Origin of the sequence: Rhizobium atlanticum (assembly GCF_030182485.1) — a bacterium.
Lineage (GTDB): Bacteria > Pseudomonadota > Alphaproteobacteria > Rhizobiales > Rhizobiaceae > Rhizobium.
Window position 1 is genome coordinate 26,492 of the sequence record NZ_JAQJCJ010000022.1, and the last position, 19,601, is coordinate 46,092.

The 19,601-nt window shown below is 63.0% G+C and carries 21 protein-coding genes and 2 pseudogenes; 10 read left to right on the forward strand and 13 right to left on the reverse strand.

The features are described 5' to 3' along the window. Positions 1-7: 7 nt before the first annotated feature. From dhaM to PH551_RS26770, 7 genes are all read left to right on the forward strand, one after another. Entirely contained in the window at positions 8-406 is a 399-nt protein-coding gene (gene dhaM, locus PH551_RS26740; protein WP_085780099.1) for a dihydroxyacetone kinase phosphoryl donor subunit DhaM, read from the forward strand. Continuing rightward, positions 406-750: an HPr family phosphocarrier protein gene (locus tag PH551_RS26745; protein WP_285195695.1), complete on the forward strand. Its 345-nt coding sequence runs from the start codon at positions 406-408 to the stop codon at positions 748-750. The genes dhaM and PH551_RS26745 overlap by 1 nt, the downstream gene beginning before the upstream one ends. Then, entirely contained in the window at positions 734-2,299 is a 1,566-nt protein-coding gene (locus PH551_RS26750; protein ID WP_285195696.1) for a putative PEP-binding protein, read from the forward strand. The genes PH551_RS26745 and PH551_RS26750 overlap by 17 nt, the downstream gene beginning before the upstream one ends. A 1-nt stretch (position 2,300) precedes the next feature. Next, complete coding sequence (locus PH551_RS26755; RefSeq protein ID WP_008535099.1) at positions 2,301-2,714, forward strand: hypothetical protein; 414 nt, start codon at positions 2,301-2,303, stop codon at positions 2,712-2,714. A gap of 51 nt (positions 2,715-2,765) precedes the next feature. Next, positions 2,766-3,758: a dihydroxyacetone kinase subunit DhaK gene (locus tag PH551_RS26760; protein WP_285195697.1), complete on the forward strand. Its 993-nt coding sequence runs from the start codon at positions 2,766-2,768 to the stop codon at positions 3,756-3,758. 156 nt (positions 3,759-3,914) lie between these two features. Then, positions 3,915-4,382 (forward strand): MarR family winged helix-turn-helix transcriptional regulator, encoded by a 468-nt coding sequence (locus PH551_RS26765; RefSeq protein WP_483315447.1) that lies wholly within the window; start codon positions 3,915-3,917, stop codon positions 4,380-4,382. Positions 4,383-4,451: 69 nt separating this feature from the next. Then, positions 4,452-4,865 carry an NUDIX hydrolase gene (locus tag PH551_RS26770; RefSeq protein WP_285195698.1) on the forward strand — a complete coding sequence of 138 codons (414 nt, stop codon included), beginning with the start codon at positions 4,452-4,454 and terminating at the stop codon, positions 4,863-4,865. A gap of 21 nt (positions 4,866-4,886) precedes the next feature. Here the strand turns inward: PH551_RS26770 and PH551_RS26775 are convergent. The 7 genes and pseudogenes from PH551_RS26775 to PH551_RS26805 all read right to left on the reverse strand — a co-directional run. After that, a pseudogene (locus PH551_RS26775) lies at positions 4,887-5,269 on the reverse strand (epoxide hydrolase); the annotation flags it as partial. Positions 5,270-5,277: 8 nt separating this feature from the next. After that, complete coding sequence (locus tag PH551_RS26780; RefSeq protein ID WP_285195699.1) at positions 5,278-6,348, reverse strand: DUF3095 family protein; 1,071 nt, start codon at positions 6,346-6,348, stop codon at positions 5,278-5,280. A gap of 107 nt (positions 6,349-6,455) precedes the next feature. Continuing rightward, complete coding sequence (locus tag PH551_RS26785) at positions 6,456-6,851, reverse strand: Ohr family peroxiredoxin (RefSeq protein ID WP_285195700.1); 396 nt, start codon at positions 6,849-6,851, stop codon at positions 6,456-6,458. Between the two features lie 188 nt (positions 6,852-7,039). Further along, the gene (locus PH551_RS26790) at positions 7,040-7,660 is read right to left on the reverse strand and encodes a hypothetical protein (RefSeq protein WP_085778522.1); all 621 of its coding nucleotides are present in this window, start codon (positions 7,658-7,660) and stop codon (positions 7,040-7,042) included. Positions 7,661-7,761: 101 nt separating this feature from the next. Continuing rightward, on the reverse strand, positions 7,762-8,109 hold the full coding sequence (locus tag PH551_RS26795) for a CAP-Gly domain protein (protein WP_285195701.1): 348 nt from the start codon (positions 8,107-8,109) through the stop codon (positions 7,762-7,764). 117 nt (positions 8,110-8,226) lie between these two features. Further along, positions 8,227-9,555 carry an extensin-like domain-containing protein gene (locus PH551_RS26800; RefSeq protein WP_285195702.1) on the reverse strand — a complete coding sequence of 443 codons (1,329 nt, stop codon included), beginning with the start codon at positions 9,553-9,555 and terminating at the stop codon, positions 8,227-8,229. 151 nt (positions 9,556-9,706) lie between these two features. Next, positions 9,707-11,527, reverse strand: a complete 1,821-nt coding sequence (locus tag PH551_RS26805) for a methyl-accepting chemotaxis protein (RefSeq protein ID WP_085778524.1) — start codon at positions 11,525-11,527, stop codon at positions 9,707-9,709. A 270-nt stretch (positions 11,528-11,797) separates the two neighbouring features. Between PH551_RS26805 and PH551_RS26810 the strand changes: the two genes are divergently transcribed. Both PH551_RS26810 and PH551_RS26815 read left to right on the forward strand, forming a co-directional pair. Next, on the forward strand, positions 11,798-12,184 hold the full coding sequence (locus tag PH551_RS26810; RefSeq protein ID WP_085778525.1) for an acyl-CoA thioesterase: 387 nt from the start codon (positions 11,798-11,800) through the stop codon (positions 12,182-12,184). Positions 12,185-12,210: 26 nt separating this feature from the next. Beyond that, positions 12,211-12,798 (forward strand): hypothetical protein, encoded by a 588-nt coding sequence (locus PH551_RS26815; RefSeq protein WP_085778526.1) that lies wholly within the window; start codon positions 12,211-12,213, stop codon positions 12,796-12,798. A gap of 90 nt (positions 12,799-12,888) precedes the next feature. Here the strand turns inward: PH551_RS26815 and PH551_RS26820 are convergent, their stop codons facing one another. The 4 genes from PH551_RS26820 to PH551_RS26835 form a co-directional block, all read right to left on the reverse strand. After that, the gene (locus tag PH551_RS26820) at positions 12,889-14,061 is read right to left on the reverse strand and encodes a DUF1501 domain-containing protein (RefSeq protein WP_285195703.1); all 1,173 of its coding nucleotides are present in this window, start codon (positions 14,059-14,061) and stop codon (positions 12,889-12,891) included. A gap of 10 nt (positions 14,062-14,071) precedes the next feature. After that, positions 14,072-15,583, reverse strand: coding sequence for a DUF1800 domain-containing protein (locus PH551_RS26825; RefSeq protein WP_285195704.1), 1,512 nt, complete (start codon positions 15,581-15,583; stop codon positions 14,072-14,074). Positions 15,584-15,904: 321 nt separating this feature from the next. Next, positions 15,905-16,705 (reverse strand): class I SAM-dependent methyltransferase, encoded by an 801-nt coding sequence (locus PH551_RS26830; RefSeq protein WP_085778529.1) that lies wholly within the window; start codon positions 16,703-16,705, stop codon positions 15,905-15,907. Positions 16,706-16,851: 146 nt separating this feature from the next. Continuing rightward, positions 16,852-17,733 carry an NmrA/HSCARG family protein gene (locus PH551_RS26835; protein WP_285195705.1) on the reverse strand — a complete coding sequence of 294 codons (882 nt, stop codon included), beginning with the start codon at positions 17,731-17,733 and terminating at the stop codon, positions 16,852-16,854. Between the two features lie 101 nt (positions 17,734-17,834). Here PH551_RS26835 and PH551_RS26840 point away from each other — a divergent pair. Beyond that, a pseudogene (locus tag PH551_RS26840) lies at positions 17,835-18,756 on the forward strand (LysR family transcriptional regulator). A gap of 54 nt (positions 18,757-18,810) precedes the next feature. Here the strand turns inward: PH551_RS26840 and PH551_RS26845 are convergent. Further along, the gene (locus PH551_RS26845) at positions 18,811-19,065 is read right to left on the reverse strand and encodes a hypothetical protein (RefSeq protein WP_085778531.1); all 255 of its coding nucleotides are present in this window, start codon (positions 19,063-19,065) and stop codon (positions 18,811-18,813) included. Positions 19,066-19,117: 52 nt separating this feature from the next. Next, positions 19,118-19,495, reverse strand: coding sequence for a response regulator (locus tag PH551_RS26850; RefSeq protein ID WP_097600033.1), 378 nt, complete (start codon positions 19,493-19,495; stop codon positions 19,118-19,120). Between the last annotated feature and the right edge of the window lie 106 nt (positions 19,496-19,601).

The window sequence follows — 19,601 nt, forward strand, 5'->3', positions numbered from 1 at the left end:
GACCGAGATGAATGGAAAGACAGCAAATGTGGGCATCGTGATCGTCTCCCACTCGCCACTGGTGGCAAGGGGCATCGCCGACATGGTGCGGCAGATGGTCGGCGATTGCGTGCCGCTTGCCTGGTCGGGCGGCAACGTCCATGGCGATCTCGGCACCGATGCCGGCGGCATCCTGAAGGCGATCGAGGCAGCCTGGTCAGATGCCGGCGTCGCCGTCTTCGTGGATCTCGGCGGCGCCGAGACCAACAGTGAGATGGCGATCGAAATGCTCGGCCTTCCCCGTTCGGCGCTCGTCTCCATCTGCAACGCCCCGCTCGTCGAAGGCGCGGTCATCGCCGCCGCCGAAGCCTCAGGGGGCGCGTCGCTTGCCAAGGTCGTCGCCACGGCAGAGGAACTGTCGCCCTGATGCCGAACCGATTGCGTGGTGAAAAACAGGAGCCCGATCAATTGCACCTGAACTGCCAGACAGAGGTGGAAGTCAAGCACGGCGTCGGGCTGCATGCCCGCCCCTCCGTCACCTTCACGCGCCTTGCCAAATCTTTCCCCTGCTCGATCGAGGTCGCCGTCAACGGCAGTGACGTCTGGCTGAACGGCAAGAGCATCATCAAGATTATGGGCGCGAGAATCCGCAAAGGTTCGATCCTTAGAATACGCGCGGACGGCATTCTCGCCGAAGAGGCGATCCGTGCCCTAAAGGACCTCATCGAGCGCAACTTCGATGAGGATAAGAAACATGGCAGAACCGCTTAGGCTGAAAGCAAAGAGCGCATCCCCGGGAATCGCATTCGGCCCTGCCTTTCTCGCGGAAGAGCCGAGGGCTGCTTCCGCGCCCGAGACTGCCGGCGGCTATGGCGCGCTTGAAAAGGCGATCGATATCTCGATCGGCGAACTCGAGCGCCTCGCCGAGGGCGCCGATGCAGAAAGCCGCGATATCATTGATTTCCAGATCGAGGTGCTGCGCGATCCGACGATCCCGGAAGCAACGAGCGCGCGCATGCAAGCCGACGAGAATGTCGTCTTCGCCTGGGTCGCCACGCTCGACGCCTATATCGGCGAACTCGAAACGGCCGACGAGGAACAGATGCGAGCGCGCGCCATCGACATTCTCGACATCAAGAACCGCGTGCTCGGGGCGCTTGCCGGCACCCCGGTCGCCGATTTCCCGCCCGGCTCGGTCTTCGTCGGCAAGGATATGGAGCCGAGCCGCTTCCTCGCCCATGACTGGTCGAAGGGCGGTGGTATTGCGTTGTTTGCAGGCAGCGCCGCAGGCCACGTCGCTTTGCTCGCCCGGGCAAAATCAGTGCCGATGGTGGTCGGCACAGGCCGTTTTTCAGTCGCGGACCGCGATCCTGTGGGCGTCGATGGCGACGCCGGCGTCGTCATTCTCAAGGCGGGTGGCATGCTGATCCCGCCGCTCGCGCCAGCCGGCGACACCAAGACCGAAAGCCGCGAACTGCACACGGCGGACGGCGTACCGATCCTCGTCTCCATTAATATCAACGACCCCGCCGAGATCGACGCGCTCGATCCGGCAACGGCGGGCGTTGGCCTGATGCGCTCGGAATTTTCAGTCACCTCGATCGCCGATGCCGCCAATGAGGAACGCCAGCTGGCGATCTATCGCCGCGTGCTGGAGCAGGCGGGCGAAAAGCCGGTAATCATAAGAATGCTGGATATAGGCGGAGACAAGCCGCTTGCCGGCCTCGAAGACCTGCCGGCTCTCGAGCCGGGCCTGCGCGGCATCCGGCTGCTGCTTGCCCGGCCGGAAATCGCCCGCGTCCAGGCCCGCGCCCTGCTGCGCGCTGCCGTCTTCGGCAAGCTTTCGGTGATGTTGCCGATGGTGACCTTTCCCGATGAGATCGCCAGGATGCGCGAACTGTTCCGCGAGGAAGCCGAAAAGCTCGGCCGCCGCGCCCTACCGCACCGGATGCCGCCGATCGGCATGATGGTGGAGGTGCCATCGGCCGCATTTATGCTCGACACTTTCAGATCGGCCGCCTTCTTCTCCTTCGGCACAAACGACCTCACGCAATACCTCGTCGCCTCCGCCCGCGACGGCAACGAGGCCGATGCCGGCAAGGCAGCACCCGCCGTACTCCGGCTGATCGAGCTGGCGGTAAAACTTGCCGGTGGCAAGCCCGTCAGCATCTGCGGCGACATGGCCGGCGATCCCCGCTATCTCCCGGGGCTGCTTGCCGCCGGCCTCCGGAATTTTTCCGTGGCGCCGGCCCGCCGTCCCGCGATAAGATCGGCGATAACAGGCCTCAACGCCGATGGCACAAGGGCAGCCGGAGAGTAGGATGGCGCGCGAAGACACCGAAGACGCCATAATCGCCTACAAGTCCATTCTGGCGCAGATCATCGACAATAGGCCGTCCGGCACGCGCCAGCGTCTGGCCACGGCGCTGGGCAAGCACCGCAGCTTCGTCACGCAGATCACCAGCCCGACTTATGCGACACCGCTGCCGGCACGCCATCTCGCGACAATCGTGCGCGTCTGCCACTTCAGCGCCGCCGAAGAAGAACGCTTTCTCGAAGCCTATCAGGCCGCCCATCCCGGCAAGCTCCCGGATCTCGGCCATTCCGAGAAATTGCGGCACTTGTCGCTGATGGTGCCCGACTTCGGCGACGACAGGAAAAACCGCCTCCTGGAAGAGGCGATCTCCGATCTGGTGCAGAAGATCGTCGCGATATCAGGGGCGAGCGAGCAGTGAAGAGTGAGAGAACTGACGTAGCGTAATGTTTTTGGCCTTGGGAGGGGCTTGATGAAGAAGTTCATGAACACCGCGGAAACCATGGTCGCCGAAAGCGTCGAAGGCTTTGTGCGCGCCCATGAGGCCTTGGTGGTGTTCGGGGCCGAGCGCAAATGCGTCCGCCGCAGCCAACTGACATCAGGCAAGGTGGCGCTGATATCAGGCGGCGGCGCCGGCCACGAGCCGATGCATATTGGCTTCGTTGGCCAGGGCATGCTGGACGCCGCCTGCGTCGGCCATATCTTCACCTCGCCGACGCCCGCCCAGATCATTGCCGCCATCGAAGAGACCGATACCGGCGCCGGCTGCCTGCTCGTGGTCAAGAACTATGATGGCGACCTGATGAATTTCGAAATGGCGATCGAGATGGCCGGTGACCGCCACGGCCTCGACATGATCGTCGTCAGCGACGATATCGAGACGTCGAGAACAGGCGAAGGCCGTGGCCGGCGTGGCGTTGCGGGGACGCTGATTGTCGAAAAGATTCTGGGTGCCGCCGCTGAACGCGGCATGCCGCTCGCCCAATTGAAGCAGCTTGGCGAGAGGTTGAACACCCGCATCCGCTCGATGGGGGTCGCGCTGAACGGCGTGACGGTGCCGCAGACCGAGCGCACGACGTTTTCGCTCGGACCCGACGAGATGGAAATGGGCGTCGGAATCCACGGTGAGCCCGGCCATGCCAGGCAGCCCTTCACCGCCGCGGACGCCATTATCGGGCATCTTTGCGAGACCATCATCGCCGACATCACGGTCACGCCGGGTGCCCGGGCGCTGCTCTTCATCAACGGCCTCGGCGGCACGCCGCCTGCCGAACTCTACCTCGCCTATGCCTGCGCCCGCCGTGTCATCGAGGAGATAGCCGTCCCGATCGAGCGCTCGCTTGTCGGAACCTACGTCACCTCGCTCGACATGCAGGGACTGTCCGTCACCCTCGCCTTACTGAGCGACGAGGAGATCGCGCTCTGGGACGCACCGGTGGCGACGGCGGCTTTGCGCTGGCCGTGAAGGCGGAAGTTGCAATTAACAATCACCAGCGCTTCGTTCATGTGGAATGAGGAATCAAAGCTTGCGATTTAATCGGACGCGATGTATATGTATCGGCATTCATCAAGCTGGACGGATAAAGCCATGCCCGCATTTAAAAACACAAAAGCACCCGACATGCCCGCCTCCCCGCAACCCCGCGAGAGCGGCAAGAAGCTTTCGAACTTCCTGTGCTTCGCCGTCTATTCCGCCAATCTCGCCTTCGGCCGCGCCTATAAACCGATCCTGGACGAGCTTGGCCTGACCTACACGCAATATATCGCCCTGGTCGCCCTTTCCGAGGAGGATGGCCAGACGGTCAGCATGCTGGGGGAAAAACTGTTCCTCGAATCCAACACGCTGACGCCGATCCTCAAGAAGCTGGAATCGGCAGGCTATCTCACGCGCCATCGCGATCCCGCCGATGAACGGCAGGTCCGCGTAAGCCTGACGCCGGCTGGGCGCGATCTCCTCGTCGAGGTCGACCCCGGCGGCACGCTGATTGCCGCCAGTGGCCTCGGCGATGATTTCCCCGTCGTACGGCAATCGGTGACGAGGTTGCGCGACAACCTGTTGCGAGCGCAGGCCGAACCGGAAAAGCCATGATGGCGACAGCAGTCACAAGCTGGTGACATGTTTGCGGCGACGCATTTTCTTCCGCAGCGAGGAGACCACATGCCCGAGATCGCGATGGGTGCCTTGAACCGCAACGGGATGCTGCTTCTCGCAAGGCGAAATTCGGAGCGCAGGATCTATCCGGGTCGCTGGAGCCTCCCCGGCGGCCATATCGAGGATGGCGAAGACGCCGAGACGGCCATGCGCCGGGAATTAATGGAGGAAATAGGCATCACGCCGGAGCGGTGGCGGCTTGCGGCAAAGTTCGTATCGCAAGCTCCGCCTGAGTCATCGGCCACCTTTCACGTCTATCACGTCGATCAATGGCAGGGATTGCCGCAACTCGTCGGCGATGAACATACCGAACTCAGATGGTTCACTGGCGCCGTGATCGAACAGGAAACCGAGTTGGCGCCGTCCCAGCTCGGTGACATCCTCTCAAGCCTCGTGATACGAGGAACCGCCAAGGACTGAAAGCGCGGCGCGCTTCGTGATCTACTGCCGCAGCGGCCGGAATGCCGTCCTGAGTTCGGCAGCGAAAGCCATCGGCTGCTCCCATGCGGCGAAGTGACCGCCTTTCTCCAGCCTGTTGTAGTGAATGAGCTTCGGAGAGGCCTTCTCCGCCCAGCTCTTCGGCGCCTGGTAGATCTCGTCGGGAAAAGCACTGACGGCGACCGGGATCTTGATGCCCCTGGCGTCGAAGAAACCTCCAGTCGGATCATACGCGTTTTTCCAATAGAGGCGTCCCGAGATTGCCGTGTTCGTCAGCCAGTAGAGCGTGACATTGTCTGGAATATCGTCCTTCGTGAGCCCCTCGCTCTCTCCGTCGAATAGCCGCGCGATCATCCGTAGCTGCGGATGTCGCGGTCGAGCATCCACGGTCGGGCTATGCCTCTGCTGCCCTGATTGCTCTTTCAGGCTGGCGCGACGACGTTGCTGCAAGCGCGCCCTCCTCCATCATCTCGGCCGCTTTCGCGTAGCCGCCGCCCATTCCGTCCAGAAAATGCAGATGCGAATCCGGCCGGCCCGATGGCACGAGGCAGGTCATCAGCGCATGCGACTGGCGGTGCAGGCCGAAATCGATCTCGCCACGCGCTCTTGCCGCAACGAGAATGGCTTCGACCCTGTCGATCTCCTCCGGCGTGCAGTCCAGCGTCAGGCGCAGACCGTCGTCGAATTTGCGGAAATCCGAATTGGAGGCGACTTCGGACCAGGCTGTCGCACTGACTTGCTTTGCGCCATCCCTCGGCACCGCGCTCTCTGCCGAAATCGGATAAGACCGGTGCGATGCAGTATCGAAAGCAGCAAGCAAGCGCTTCGCCAGCGCCGCAAAAATCTCCGGGCTGGTGTGGTCGCGAGGCTCGACCAACAGCGACAGAATCTCGCCCTGCCGGCTCGGGAACGGTGCCCAATCACAGCTGAGGCCTGTGAGGTCCGGCCTCGCTGCGCAGCGCCCAGGCTTGACCAGATAGCGGCCATTCTTGATCTGCTGCTCCGCCCATTTGAGGCCGCCGCCTGCAAACATTGCATAAGTCGCGGTCTCGGAGGCGGCATAGCGCGCGATCTTTACGTCGCGACCGGCGGCGCGGATCTCGCGCACGGTCAGCAGCCCGACACGAAGGTCGAGGTGAAGATCGGTCGCAGCGAAGCCCGCCACCTGCCGCAATGCCGATGTCGCAGCCATGATCCCGTGCGGCGGCAGGGCGAAAGCCGCCCCGTCCCCGCGGAACACGAAGGGGAAATCGAACGAGCCCCAGGCATTGCCGAGTGCCGCGATGATCGAGGCGCCGGCATAATTGACGTCTTCGTAGCGCCCTGCCCCGATTGCCACGGTCGAACTGATGACGTCGGTGATGCCGATCAGCCAATCATCGGGCAGCGGCTCGTAGACATCGGGGTCGACGACGAGCGAAAACTCGTCATAGGCCCGGTGTGGCTCTGTATGGCTGTCGATCATGGCATGTTCTCCGGATCGGTCGATAGAGACTGGTTTAGGAACGGGTCTGCCGCAAAACGGTAGACCCCCGCTTCGAAGATGACGGCGAAAGGCGCCGGCCCTTCCGGTCAGACAAGCCGGGTCTCGACGTCGATATTGCCGTGCGTCGCCTTGGAATAAGGGCAGATGCCATGGGCTGCTTCGATCAGTTCCTCGGCGACACCGCGTTCGATGCCGGGCAGGCTGACGTCGAGACGCGCACGCAGGAAGAAGGAGCCGTTGCGGGTATTGAGGGTGATCTCGGCGTCGACCTCGGGACCGGCGGGCAGCGCGATCTTGCGCTGCGAGGCGGCAAGCCCGATCGCCCCGATATAGCAGGCCGACCAGGCTGCGCCGAACAGGTTCTCGGCCGCCGGATGCGGCTGCGGCAGCTTGATGTCGAGCGTGCCGTCGCTGCTGCGTGCATAGCCCTCGCGGCCGCCGGCGATGTGGGTCTTGCCAGTGAAAAGAAGCTTCTCGGTCATAATGGTGTCCTTTCGATGAATTTATATCGCATCCGCTTTATTCGGATGCGCCTTAATATGCCTATTGGAAATCGATGTCAACACCATTCCGATTTAATCGGATACGATTTATTTTGACCGCAGGTGAAAGGCTGCCTCGCGAGCGCGTTGTTGCTGAGCCGGAAAACGGCCTGATTGGCGTTACGGTCTCAAGACCGCGGCCGGCCGTCGTCGAAGAGGGTGGCGAGCCACTGATAATATCGCGGCTGCTTCTGACGCAACTGGCTGCGCGAATAGGGCGGCCGTTCGATATCGCCGAACAGGTACACGCTCGCCGTGACCGCGAAGAATTCCCGATCGTTGCTCATCATGTAGGAATCGCCGGGCCAAAGCCCGCGGCCGTTGTTGAAGAATTGCCCGACATCGCCATTGCCGAATCCGCCGGGCAGCATCCGGTCGTTATAGGCGTGCAGAAGCTCGTGCAGGATGATCGGTTTGTCGGGATCGAGGCTCCTGACACGCAGGTCGATGCCGGTCTTGCTGCTGTAATGGCCGGGACCGAAGCCGGCGACGGCGGCGTTGGCCCAGATCGGAATCGTCCGCATGAAGGCGAGGACATCGGGCTTCAGACTGACATGCTCGACGATGTCGAGCTGCCTTTTGACGGCCGCGACCATCTCCTTGTCGGGCTCCGCACCTCTGGCATTGGTGAGATCGACCCGCCATCCATGATAGCTGAAAACGAGCGGATCGGCGGCCGCCACTCCTGCTGTCGCAACACTCATGGCGATGGCGGTACAAAGCTCCAGGATCGTCGAAATCGTCCGCACCGGCCCCTCCTCGGCGTGTCACGCTGCCGACTGTCGCACAGGCGACCAGAGGGTACAATCATGTCGCCGCAGCATTGATGCCGTTGACGTAAGTCCGGCGCTCAGACCTTCTCTTTCTTCCGAACCTTTTCCTTCGGCTCCGCCGGCGCATCCGGTGTCGGGGCGAGCAGCTTGCGCAGCGATGCGATCTTGTCCTTCACCAGCGGCCGGAACCGCGTCGCGCGATAGGGCATGTCGGCAGCGCCATAACCTTCCGGGCCGTCATCATTGCCGCGGTGGATTTCCGCGTGCTTGACGCCGATGAAGGTGCCGTCGACATAATGGGTATATTCGCCCACCCAGCGGATCGTATAGATCTCACCCTTGCGAATAAGCTGGTCGATGCTGACATGCTTGAAGGTATCGTTGATGCAGACGACCTTCTGGCCGACATGGAATTCATAGCTCATGGATCAGACTTTCCAATAGCAATCCGCCTCGCCGGTCCATAGCGCGTCCGGCGGCTGGGATGAACTCTTTTCTTGGAACCAGGGCCCAATTGCCGCGGCGGGCAACCGCGCCTTCGCCTAATCGCAATAGACCTTGCCGCTCTTGCGGGAGCGCAGATCAAAGTGGAAGTGGTTCCAGTGTTCCGGGTTGCTGCCCGGCCCGAGCACGGTATTGAAATAGCGGCAGCTGTCGGTGCGCACCGCCTTCAGAAGCCGGCCCTCGCGATAGGAGAACAGGCCCTTCTTGCGCACGTCGATCGCGTGGCCGTTCTTCAGCACGAACTTGCCGACGTCGATCGCGTTGCCGCGGGCATGTTCCGACATCGGATTATATCTCTGCCGGCTGTTGTTCATGCGCCGGCAGGAATAACCGCCGAGCGGCTGGATCGTCTTGATGCCGCTCCAGTAGCGAAAGCGGGCCGACGGCGCCAGCTCGTTCTTCACCCATTTGGCGAAGGCGAGCGTCACCTGGCAGTTCAGCGTCACGGCCGGCTTGACGCCGATATTGCCGGAAAGCCCCTTCAGCGATACCGGATAGGGCACCTGGCAGGCCGGCCCTTGCGAGATCGGCGGCTTCTCGTCGAAGAGCACGCCCAGGCGCTTCAACTCGCGCCGGCAGGCAAGCTCGGAGGCCGGCATGACGCTCGGGTCGACAGGCGCAACGGGCTCGCTCATCATCGGGTTGTTCGGCCGCAGCATCGCGACTTCTTCGCTCTCGTCCTCTTCGGGAACGCGGGTTGGCTCCAAGACCGGGCTGCCGTCGTTCCAGGCCGGCGCTCGACTCATCTCAGCCTGCGCTGCCGGATGCGGCATTGACCGGGGTGCGGACTGGCGCATTGGCTGATTGATCTGAGCCGGGTTGTCGGTGCCGATGCCGTCGACGACGGGTTCGCTGGCATTGCCCTCGGCAATCTGCTGCTGCTGTTCCTGCGCCAGCCCGACGACCGGTTCGGCCCCAAGCTCTTCATCCATGTTGACGCCGCCGGACGGGACAGCAAGGTTCTGCGTCCCGCCCCAGTTGCCGTTCGGCTGGCCTGCCGCCAGCGCCTCATCGCTATCGATCATCGGCAGCTTGCGGCCCTGGGATTCCGGCGCGGCCAGCGTCTGCGGCGCCTGTGCCGCGTGCCCGGTGCCGGCAAGGTTCGGCGTATCGAGATAATCGACCGAGCCCTGGCTGCTGCCGACAGGCCGGCCGAAGACAGGATAAGAGGCCTGACTTTCCGCCGGCGCAAGGCGCTCCGCCCGCGCCATACGCGCTGCACCGCGAGACGGTGAAATCGAACTGACCCGGGTGCCATTGTCGACATTGGCCGGGGGCACTAGCCCGTCGCTGATCGAACAGGTGGTCAGCGCCGCCGAGAGCAGCACGGGCAGGAAGGCTCGCCGCGGAAAGGAAACAAACGCCATACTCTTATCGCTTCCATGGGCCGGCCGCAGAGTGACCGAAAAAACTCGGTCCAATTTTAGTTAAAAACGGTGAATGAAAACTTACCGGCACAATCTGAAGGCGGTGGAAATGAAAAAGGCCGGTCGCCCGGCCTTTTATCTTTGCTGTTTTTCACGCTGCCCGTGTGTACCGGCTCTCGGCCGGCCGCCCCGCCTCGCGCAGGCGGAAGTTCGAAAGCAGGGTCTTCAGCTGGGTACTCTCGTCAGCGAGCGTGCGGCTTGCCGCCGTCGTCTCCTCGACCATCGCCGCATTCTGCTGCGTCATCTGGTCCATGTGGTTGACGGAGCTGTTGATCTCGTTGAGGCCCGTCGACTGCTCGCGCGCCGCCGTCGCGATCGAAGCGACATGGTCGTTCACCTGGTTTACCAGCGCCTCGATCTCCAGCAGAGCCTCACCCGTCGAGCGCACCAGCGCAACCCCGCCCTCGACTTCCGCAGCCGACCGGCTGATCAACTCCTTGATCTCCTTGGCGGCGTTGGCCGAGCGTTGCGCGAGTTCGCGCACTTCCTGGGCAACGACGGCAAAGCCGCGGCCAGCCTCGCCGGCCCGCGCAGCCTCGACGCCGGCGTTCAGCGCCAGCAGATTCGTCTGGAAGGCAATCTCGTCGATAACAGAGATAATCTGGTTGATGCGGCTCGACGATTCCTCGATCCGGCCCATCGCCGTCACGGCGTTGCGGACGATGTCGCCGGAGCGGCCGGCGCTCGCTTTGGTTTCGGCCACCATCTCGCGCGCCTCGTTCGCCCGCTCGGATGCGGTCTTGACCGTGGCTGTGATCTCATCGAGTGCCGCCGCCGTCTCTTCGAGTGCCGCTGCCTGCTGTTCCGTACGCTTCGACAGGTTGCCGGTCGCCTCGCTGATGTCGGATGCGCTGTCGTTGACCACCCGGCTCGATTCAGCAATCGCGTGGATGACGCCGTTCAGCGCATCGACGGCGGCGTTGAAATCATTCCTGAGCTTGGCGTAGTCCTCACCGATATCGCCGATTGCAACGGTGAGGTCGCCGCTTGCAAGCCTCTCCAGGCCGACGCCGAGCGCCTGCATGGCGCGGTTTTGCCGCTCGGAAGCCGAGCGCAGGCTCGCTTCGTTGCCGCGGCGTTCGTCCTCGATCTGCCGCTGCCTTTCGTCTTCACGGCCGCGCAGCGCGCTGCGTTCGTCGACGGAGTCGCGCAGCACCAGCAGCGCCTTGGCCATCTGGCCGACTTCGTCGCGGCACGCACTGCCGGCAATCTCCACCGATGCTTCCTCGGCGGCGATCGCATTCATCGCCGTCTTCAGCCGGGCGATCGGCGCCGTAACACTGCGCACGATGGCGTAGGCGATCGCGATCGTAAGTGCTGCGCCGAGCAGGCAGAGCGCTGCCGCCCAGAACGCATTCTGGCGATAGAGCGCCGCCAGGTCATCGGCGTAGACGCCAGTTCCGACGATCCAGCCCCAGGGCTCGAAGCCGGCGACATAGGAATATTTCAACACCGGCTCATCGGCGCCGGGCTTCGGCCAGTAATAATCGACGAAACCCTTGCCGTCCTTCTTCACCTTGTTGACGAACTCGACGAACAGGAACTTACCGGTCGGGTCCTTCATCTGGGAGATATCGGTGCCGTTCAGTTGCGGCTTGATCGGGTGCATCACCATGGCGGGGCGCATGTCGTTGATCCAGAAATAGCCGTCGGCGCCGTAGCGCATCGCGCCGATCACGTCCTTGGCCGCCGCCTGCGCCTGCTCGCGGGTCATGGTGCCCGCCTGTTCCATCTTGTAATATTTGTCGAAAATGCCGAGCGCCGTCGCCTCCATCTTCTCCAGCCCCGCCTTCCGCTCCGCTTGCAACTCGGAATAGGAATAGTTCAGAAAGAAGACCATCGTCGCCGCCAGCACGGCAAGCGTGAAGCCGACGAGGCAGTAAAGACGGGTGGAGATCTTGACGTTGCGCATGAGTGTTCCCGGCGATTCTTACATTTGTAGTTCGTCACATACTGGAACAGCTGAATTACCGGACGGTAAAGTTGGATTAGTGGATTCTCACATAACGTAAGGTGAGGCGACGGGTTGCAAAATTCAACCACCTGAATTTGAAGGGAATTTAAATCGCTGCGAGCTGCGAATATTAGTTCCGCAGCGGCCGTCCCACTGAAAGGCATTGGTAAGGACACGGAGTTCGCCTAACGTCACGACAGAATCGATCCAGACAGTGAGGGATTTTCCATGACCGACACCGCCAAGCCCAGAGGCGAACTGACGCTGCGCACGCTCGCCATGCCGGGCGATGCCAATCCGGCCGGCGATATCTTCGGCGGCTGGGTCATGGCGCAGATGGACCTTGCATCCGGCATCCGCGCCGCCGAGCGCGCCAAGGGCCGCGTCGTCACCGCAGCGGTTAAGGAAATGGCCTTTGAGCTGCCGGTCAAGATCGGCGATACGCTGTCGGTTTATACCGATGTCGAGCGTGTCGGGCGTACCTCGATCACGCTGATCGTCGAAGCCTGGGCGCATCGCTCGCGCTACGCCAAGATGGAAAAGGTAACCGCCGGCACCTTCATCATGGTGGCGCTCGACGAGGAGGGCAAACCCAAGGCCGTCCCCGCGGAGTGACAAGCTTGAACCCGAGGGGATAAGGCATGGAAACGGTCAGCTCGCCGGAGGTCTTCCTTCACATCAAGGTGGTGATGGGCATGGTCATCAGCCTTTCACTCGCGAGGCTGCTAACTGGCATCGCCGGCATCGTCCAGCATCCGGCCAAGGCGGAGGTTTATCCCGTTCACCTTGGCTGGGCCCTGTCCCTGTTCCTCTTCATCATCCATATCTGGTGGTGGGAATACCGGCTGCAGGCCGTGCCCGCCATCGGCTTCGGCATCTATCTCTTCCTCGTCTGCTTCTGCAGCCTGTTCTTCCTGCTCTGTGCCCTGCTCTTTCCGGCAAGCCTCGACGAATATGGCGGCTACGAGGAATATTTCATTTCGCGGCGCAAATGGTTCTTCGGCGTCCTCGGCCTGATCTATGCCGTCGATATCCTCGATACGGCGATCAAAGGTCCGGAGCGCATCCTATCACTCGGCTGGGAATATCCCGTCCGCAATCTCGTCTACATCCTCCTCTGCGCCCTCGCCGCCTGGACCGCGAACCGCCGCTTCCACACGACCTTCGTCATCGTCAACCTGGTCTATCAGGTCAGTTTCATCTTCCGGCTTTACGATGTGTTGGGGTGAGGAGCGGTCGGGCGAAGCCCGAGCAATCGATCCAGTGAATCGATTGCAGCGACGAACGCCCTGAGCCCAAGCGAAGGGCCGGGCAGCGCCTCACACCTTCAAAAACTGCGACCCCTTATCAAACGCCAGCCCGGAAAATATCTTCCCTGTCAGATCATCCACGCCGACATCGAACTGCCGGTAGAGCATCGCCGCCGCCACCTCGCGCACGTCAGCCGTCGGCATCAGGTCGCGGTTGTCGAGCAGCTGACCATCGCCGATCCCCGGCCAGCGGCCGAGGATGCGCCCGCCGTTGATCGCGCCGCCGGCAAGGACAGCGCAGCCGCCGGTGCCGTGGTCGGTGCCGGCGGAGCCGTTCTGGCGGACGGTGCGGCCGAATTCCGTCATTGCGAGCACCACCGTCTTTGCCCAGATCTCCGAGCCCAGCGCCGCCTTCAGCGTGTTGATCGCCTGGGCGAGCTCCCCTGCCGGCCGCTTGAACTGGCTGGCCTGGCCGATATGGGTGTCCCATCCGGTGATTGAGAAGCTGGCGATGCGGTAATCGCCCTTCAGCATGTTGGCCGCGAGCGCCGCGACGTCGCCGATCTTCTCGCCGCGCTCACCGTCCGGCTCGACCATCATCGCGGCGCTGTCGGCCCGCGTCGCCTCGGCAAGTGCAGCCGCGAAGGGCGGATCGCCGGCATAGAGCCGCGCAAGGAACTGCATCTCGTCACGCGCCGGCGCCAGATTGGAATCCGATGCCCAGACGTCGACATTGTTCGGCCCGGAGAGGATCAGCTCCGTCGACGTATTGACGTCGATCGCCTTGCGCGCATCCGAGCGGGGAATGACCGCGAGCACCCGGTTCAGCCAGCCGGTTTTTTCCTCGGCGACATGTTCGCCGCCGGACTCAAGCATGTCCTGCCCGTCGAAATGGCTGCGCTGGTCGCGATAGGGCGTCGACACCGCATGGATGAAGGCGAGTTCTCGGCTCTTCCAGAGCGGCATCAGGTCGGCGGCGGCGGGATTGAGGCCGAAATGCCCATCGAGATCGAGAAGTCCGCTGTCCGGCGTCAGCGCCAAGGTTGGCCTGATCGCGGCAAAACCGGCGTCGCCGTAAGGCTGCACCAAGTCGAGCCCGTCCATCGCGCCGCGCAGGACGATGGTGACAAAACGATTATCGCCCGGCATCGCCGCAAAGGTGACCGGCGTGAAGACGGGGGCAGCGGCAAGACAGCAGGCAGAGGTCAGAAAGCCGCGGCGGGAAAGCAAAATCCGGTTCATTGGGAGCCTCCTATCGGCGGTTGAATTCCGGCGATGCCAGCACCAGCGTCAAACCGCTGATCTTGTTCGGCGCCTGCGACACCACGCGGATCGTTTCATCGCGCGCGGCATCGGCAAGCGTCGATCTCAGGAACGCGCGCGGATCCTCGTCTCGGCCGAACTGCGCAGCAGCCCGCCTTGCCCAGGCCAAGCGCTCGGCAAGCTGGCTGCCGGTGATCCAGGCGGAAAAGCCTTCCTCGAAACCGGCCGGGCTCGGCGGCTGCCAGGTCGGCTGGCCCATGCGCTTCAGCGCCCCCTGCCCCAGTGCGCGCGCCGCCCGAAAGGCCTTGAGCCGCTTGTCCCGCGCCTCTCCGGCGGGATCCGTCGTCACTGGCGCTCCCGCCATGCCGGGCGTATTGGCCGCCATATCGCCCTCATCCGTTCCTTGCTGATTGGCCGCCAGGAAGCTGCCGACGACGCCGTTGACAGGTCCTGCATTCAGCGCCCTCAGACCAGCAACAACAAAATCGAAAGGCTGACGTGCTTTGGCGCCCTCGTTTTGCCAGGCGGCGGGATGATCGAGCATGGCGGTATAGACGGCGATGAGGTCGCCATCCGTCTTCTTCCACGCGGCCGCCATATCGGAGATCATCCCCTCGTCTGGTTGGTCGGAGACGAAATGCACCGCGAGCTTACGGCTGATATGGGCCGCCGTCTTCGGATGGACCGAGAGGTCATCGAGCATGTCGAGATAATCCTCGCGCGAGCGCCGCCGCCCGCCATAACTGACGCCGAGCACCTCATGCGTGCCGGGCTCCGAAATGTTCGGCCGAAAGGCAATATCCATCTCCTTGCGGTCGATAGTGAGCCCCGTCAGCACCATGGCCGCGGCAGTAACATCCGCCTGGGTATAGCCGCTGCCGGCGCCGAGCGTGTGGAGTTCCAGGAGCTCGCGTCCGAGATTTTCGTTCAGCCCCTTGTTGCGCTTGACGCCGCCGGCCGAATCCGGCCCGAGCGAATCCGCCTGATCGAGGTAGATCAGCATGGCGGGATGAGCGGTGGCGCTACGCAGAAGATCGCCGAACCTGCCCGAAATGAACGGCCGGATCGCCTCGGCCTCGTAGAGCGGCACGATAAGGCGCATCGGCAGGCTCTTGTTGGCGCTGGTGGAGAAATGATCGGCCCAGAAGGTCGAAAGCCGCTCGTAAAAGCCGTAGGGCGACAGCACCGCCTGCATCAGCCGCAGGTTCGCATCGTGCTGGAACTGCTGCTGCGCCTGGCGCTGCACAGCCTTGCGCATCTCGCGCCGCGTGGGATCGTCGGTGACTGTGTTGGCATCTTCCCGGATCTGCTTCAGCTGGTCCTGCAGGCTGAGGATCGCCCGATGACGCATGTCGGGGCCGCCGAGCGGAAAATCCGGCGTTGCCGCCGCGCCTTTGGACAACTGCCCGATCAGCTCATCCTTGCTTTGCGGCGCCGCCTCGCCCGGCCGGAAACCATAACCGAACCGGATCGCCGCCATCGTCGGGAAAGAGAGGCTCATGCCCGATCACCTCCTGATCACTTGATGTTGACAGGCTGACAGCCGATTGCGACGGGAATCTGTATGAAATGCGGCGATATCACGACATGGACGATTTGTAATCTGCTGAAAAGGCTCAGGTTTCATGCAGCACAGAGAAGGCGGGAACGTCTGTATGGAATTCCTCGCCGATATTTTTGAGCACGAAGACGATGATGAAAAATGAAACACATCGTCCAGCCGAGATAGCTGGCAATCCGCTACTGTGCTGCTGCGGCCCTCGCCCTTCGAGGCCCCTGCGGGGCACATCAGGATGAGATTTTAGAGCCGTGGCGCACCTGCTTAAACCACCTTGCCCCGGCACGCCCAAGCTACAGACGCGAACGACCGCGGCCCGTCCGGCTCGCCCGCTTCGTAGGCTGCCCTGAGGGCGGCATCGACCGCTTTGCGCTTCTCCGGCTCGAGCCCGGAGACATATCTCCCAAGCGGTCCCTCGCCGGCCGCGATCGGCTGCCAGTAATCGTCGAAGGAACGGTAATTCATCCGGATCAGAAGCGACGTCTCCTCGACATCAGCGAGGCCCTCCGCCATGAAGCTCTGCTTCATCTCCCCCGGCCGCATCATTGGCTGGAAGCAATATTTGCGGCGTAGCGGCAGCGCGTTCTCGTCGAGCATGACGACCGTATCCCACATCATCCGCATGCCCGACATGCCACCGTAATGGTCCCAGACCGCGGCGGCGACCGTGCCGCCGGGCCGCACGACGCGGGCCATCTCGGCCACCGCTTTGCCCGCCTCGGGCACGAAATGCAGGACGAGCAACGACATCGCTCTGTCGAAACGGTCATTCTCGAAGGGCAGCGCGCAGGCATCCGCCTGCTGGATCGTGACCCGCGGATCGCTGTTGGCCCGCTTTGCCGCCTCGACAAACACAGGCGAATAGTCGATAGCGGCGATTTCCCGCAGCCCCGGCCTCTGCGCAAGCGTGAACGTCAGGCTGCCGGTGCCGCAGCCGACATCGAGCACGCGATCCCCATCCGCCAGCCCCGCGAAGTCGATCAGCATCGGCGCCAACGTCCGGCTCCACCGGCCCATAAGCCGCTCATAGCCATCTGCACTTTCGACATGGAAACTCGACGGCATGGAAGCCTCCCCTCCAAGGACGACGGCTCATTATGACCTGGCCGCCGCCCGCCGCAAGGGGATAGTGGTTCTGAAACCGGAGGGGTTTCTCCGTGATCCTCGGGCCGCGCCGAGGATCTGCCATTCTTGATGGCCGCGAGAACGCCTCACCCGGTCGCCCTGTCGAGAACGCTCCAGTCAAACGCGCGCGCCCAATCGCGGTAGCGGTGCCAGCCGACCTCAGGGAAATCCCGGCGCAGGGCGGCGATGTCGGCGTCGTAGCCGGTGCGGTCGAACCATTCGAACATCAGCGCCGCATCCTCGCTCTGCTGCCGCATTGCGGCAATCGGTAACTCCTGGTAGGCGATCGGGCGCCCTAGCGTTTCGGAGAGGATCCTCACCTGCTCCTCGCCCGACAATTCGTCACCCGCAATGTCGAAACGCTGGCCGAACACCTTTTCGCGCCGTTCGGCCAAGGCCGCGACGAAGGCGCCGATATCGGCGAGGCAGATTTGCTGCAGCACGCGCGCGGGCGGCAGCGCCGCGGCATAGACACCCTGGCGCAGCCGGTTGATAGCCCACGGCGCCGCGGTGTTTTCCATGAAGGCGACGGGTGCACTGACCGTGTAGGGAATGCCTGGACCGGCAATATGTTGCTCGACTAGATATTTGCTGTCGAAATGCGGAATGCCGGTCTTCTTGTCGGCATCGCCGACGGAGGAATAGATCAGGTGGCCGATGCCGGCGGCCTTCGCCCCATTGGCGGCGGTTATGCCCTGGCGGGTTTCCGCTTCCGTTCCGGCCTCATAGCTGTTGCCCATCAGGAACATCGTGTCGACGCCGCTTGCGGCCTTCGTCACCGACGCCGCATCATCGAGATCGCCCCCGACGATCTCCACTCCGGCCGCGGCCAGCCGATTTGCGGCGTCACTGTCCGGCCTGCGGCTGATCGCCTTGACGCGATGCCCCCGCGCCATCAGTGCGCGCGCGACCGCGCCGCCCTGCTGGCCGGTGGCGCCGGCTACCAGAACGCTTCTTCCATTGCTCATCTCTCTGCTCCTTGTGGTTGGCGATGAGCCAGAAGATAAGACCTGTCGAATTGAACCATTATAGGCTACATCAGGGAAACATCGTGCCACTGGTGAATACAATGCTGGATCTCAACGACATCCTTATCTTCGCCCGCGTCGTCGAGGCCGGCAGCTTCACCGCCGCCGCCCGCCTGCTTGCCATGCCGAAGACGACGGTCAGCCGCCGTATCGCCGCGCTTGAGCGCGAGGTGGGTGTGCGGCTGCTGCAGCGCACCACCCGCAGCCTCAGGCTGACGGATGCGGGGCGCCTTTATTACGAGGAGTGCAGCGCGGCGCTCGGCGCCTTCGAGCAGGCAAATCTGCGCCTGGCCGAGGCGCGGGCGGAGCCCGCCGGCACGATCCGCATCTCCGCACCGGTCGGCTTCGGCGGTCATTTCCTTTCCGCCGCCATCTCCGAATTCCTGGCAATCTACCCCAAGACGAAGGTGGAATTGCGCCTGACCGACGACAGGCTCAATCTCATCGAGAACGGCATAGACCTCGCCTTCCGCACCGGCATTCTGGAGGATTCGACGCTGATCGCCCGCAAGCTCGGCTCGACCTACAGGATTTTTTGCGCCAGCCCCGACTATCTCGCCCGCTGCGGCGCGCCGGATCGGCCGGCGGACCTCGCCCATCACGCCTGCGTCATCGCGGGTCCGTCGGCGGCTGGTGCGCACTGGGTGCTGGAGAGCGCCGGCATCCAGGAAACGGTCACGGTGTCCGGACGTTTCGCCGCCAACGAAATTCAGGCGGTCATGACTGCCGCGATCGCCGGCTTCGGCATCGCACAGTTGCCGCAAAGAATGGCTGCGGCTTGCATCGGACGGCCGGCTGCGGCGCGTCCTCGACGGCTACACGACCCCGCCCGGCGGTCTGCATGTCGTCTATCCCAGCAACCAGCACGTGTCGCCGCTGGTCAAGGCATTCATCCAACTGGCGATCGATCACCTGAACGTCGGAAAAGACGCAATCGAGGCACCGGCGATCACACCTCGATGAGCCCGCGGGCCCAGCGGGATAAAGAGGAAGGCCCAGCCGTCGCTAGGCGCCCTTTCACCGCCAAAGGAAATCTGGCCCCGTGCTTTGCGACGTCAATTTGAGCGTCCCGTCCGGTTGAACAACATAGGTCTCGAAGACACGATAGCCGAACGCGCCGAGAAAGGTGTGGTTGACCACCGTTCCCGGGCGATAGGGCGAATGAATGACCTTACCGCCATAGGTGAGACTGCCCTGTAGCGGCTGCGGTTCGCCTGAAGTACTGGCGCAGGCCGTGAGGGCGAAGAAAACGGCAATGAGCGCGTGCTTCATCCTGGCATCTCCTCCGGTGACAATGGCAGCGGAAGAATACGACTTTACGCAGTCAGAAGACAGCGTTCTTGCCTTCGTAATCTCTGCGCAGGGACTGCGCGCGCGAAAGCGCGCTGGCGATCCTCTCGTCGGTGAAGGGCTTGGCGATCACATCGAGAGCGCCCTCGATGCCGTTTCCGACGCTTTCCGGACTGCCAGTGACGAAGATCACGTCGACCCCGTGGCGATCGATCAGCCGGCGTGCGAGCCGCGCGCCGCTCAAGCCGTCGGCAAGGCTGAGATCGACCAGTGCGACATCGCTTCTCTGAGCATAGGCGAGCGCTTGCTCGATTGTCGAAACCGGCCCGACAGTCTGGTGGCCAGCATCCTGCGCGATACGCTCGAGTTCCATGGCAATGATGTTCTCGTCTTCAACGATCAGGACTTTCATGGATCTTCCTCCTCCCATGGGCACGCGGGCCGCCGGGCACACCGACGGCAACCGCTCCAACGCAACTTGCCCTCGAAAGTTTCCGAGGTAAAAGGGATGCGTGTCG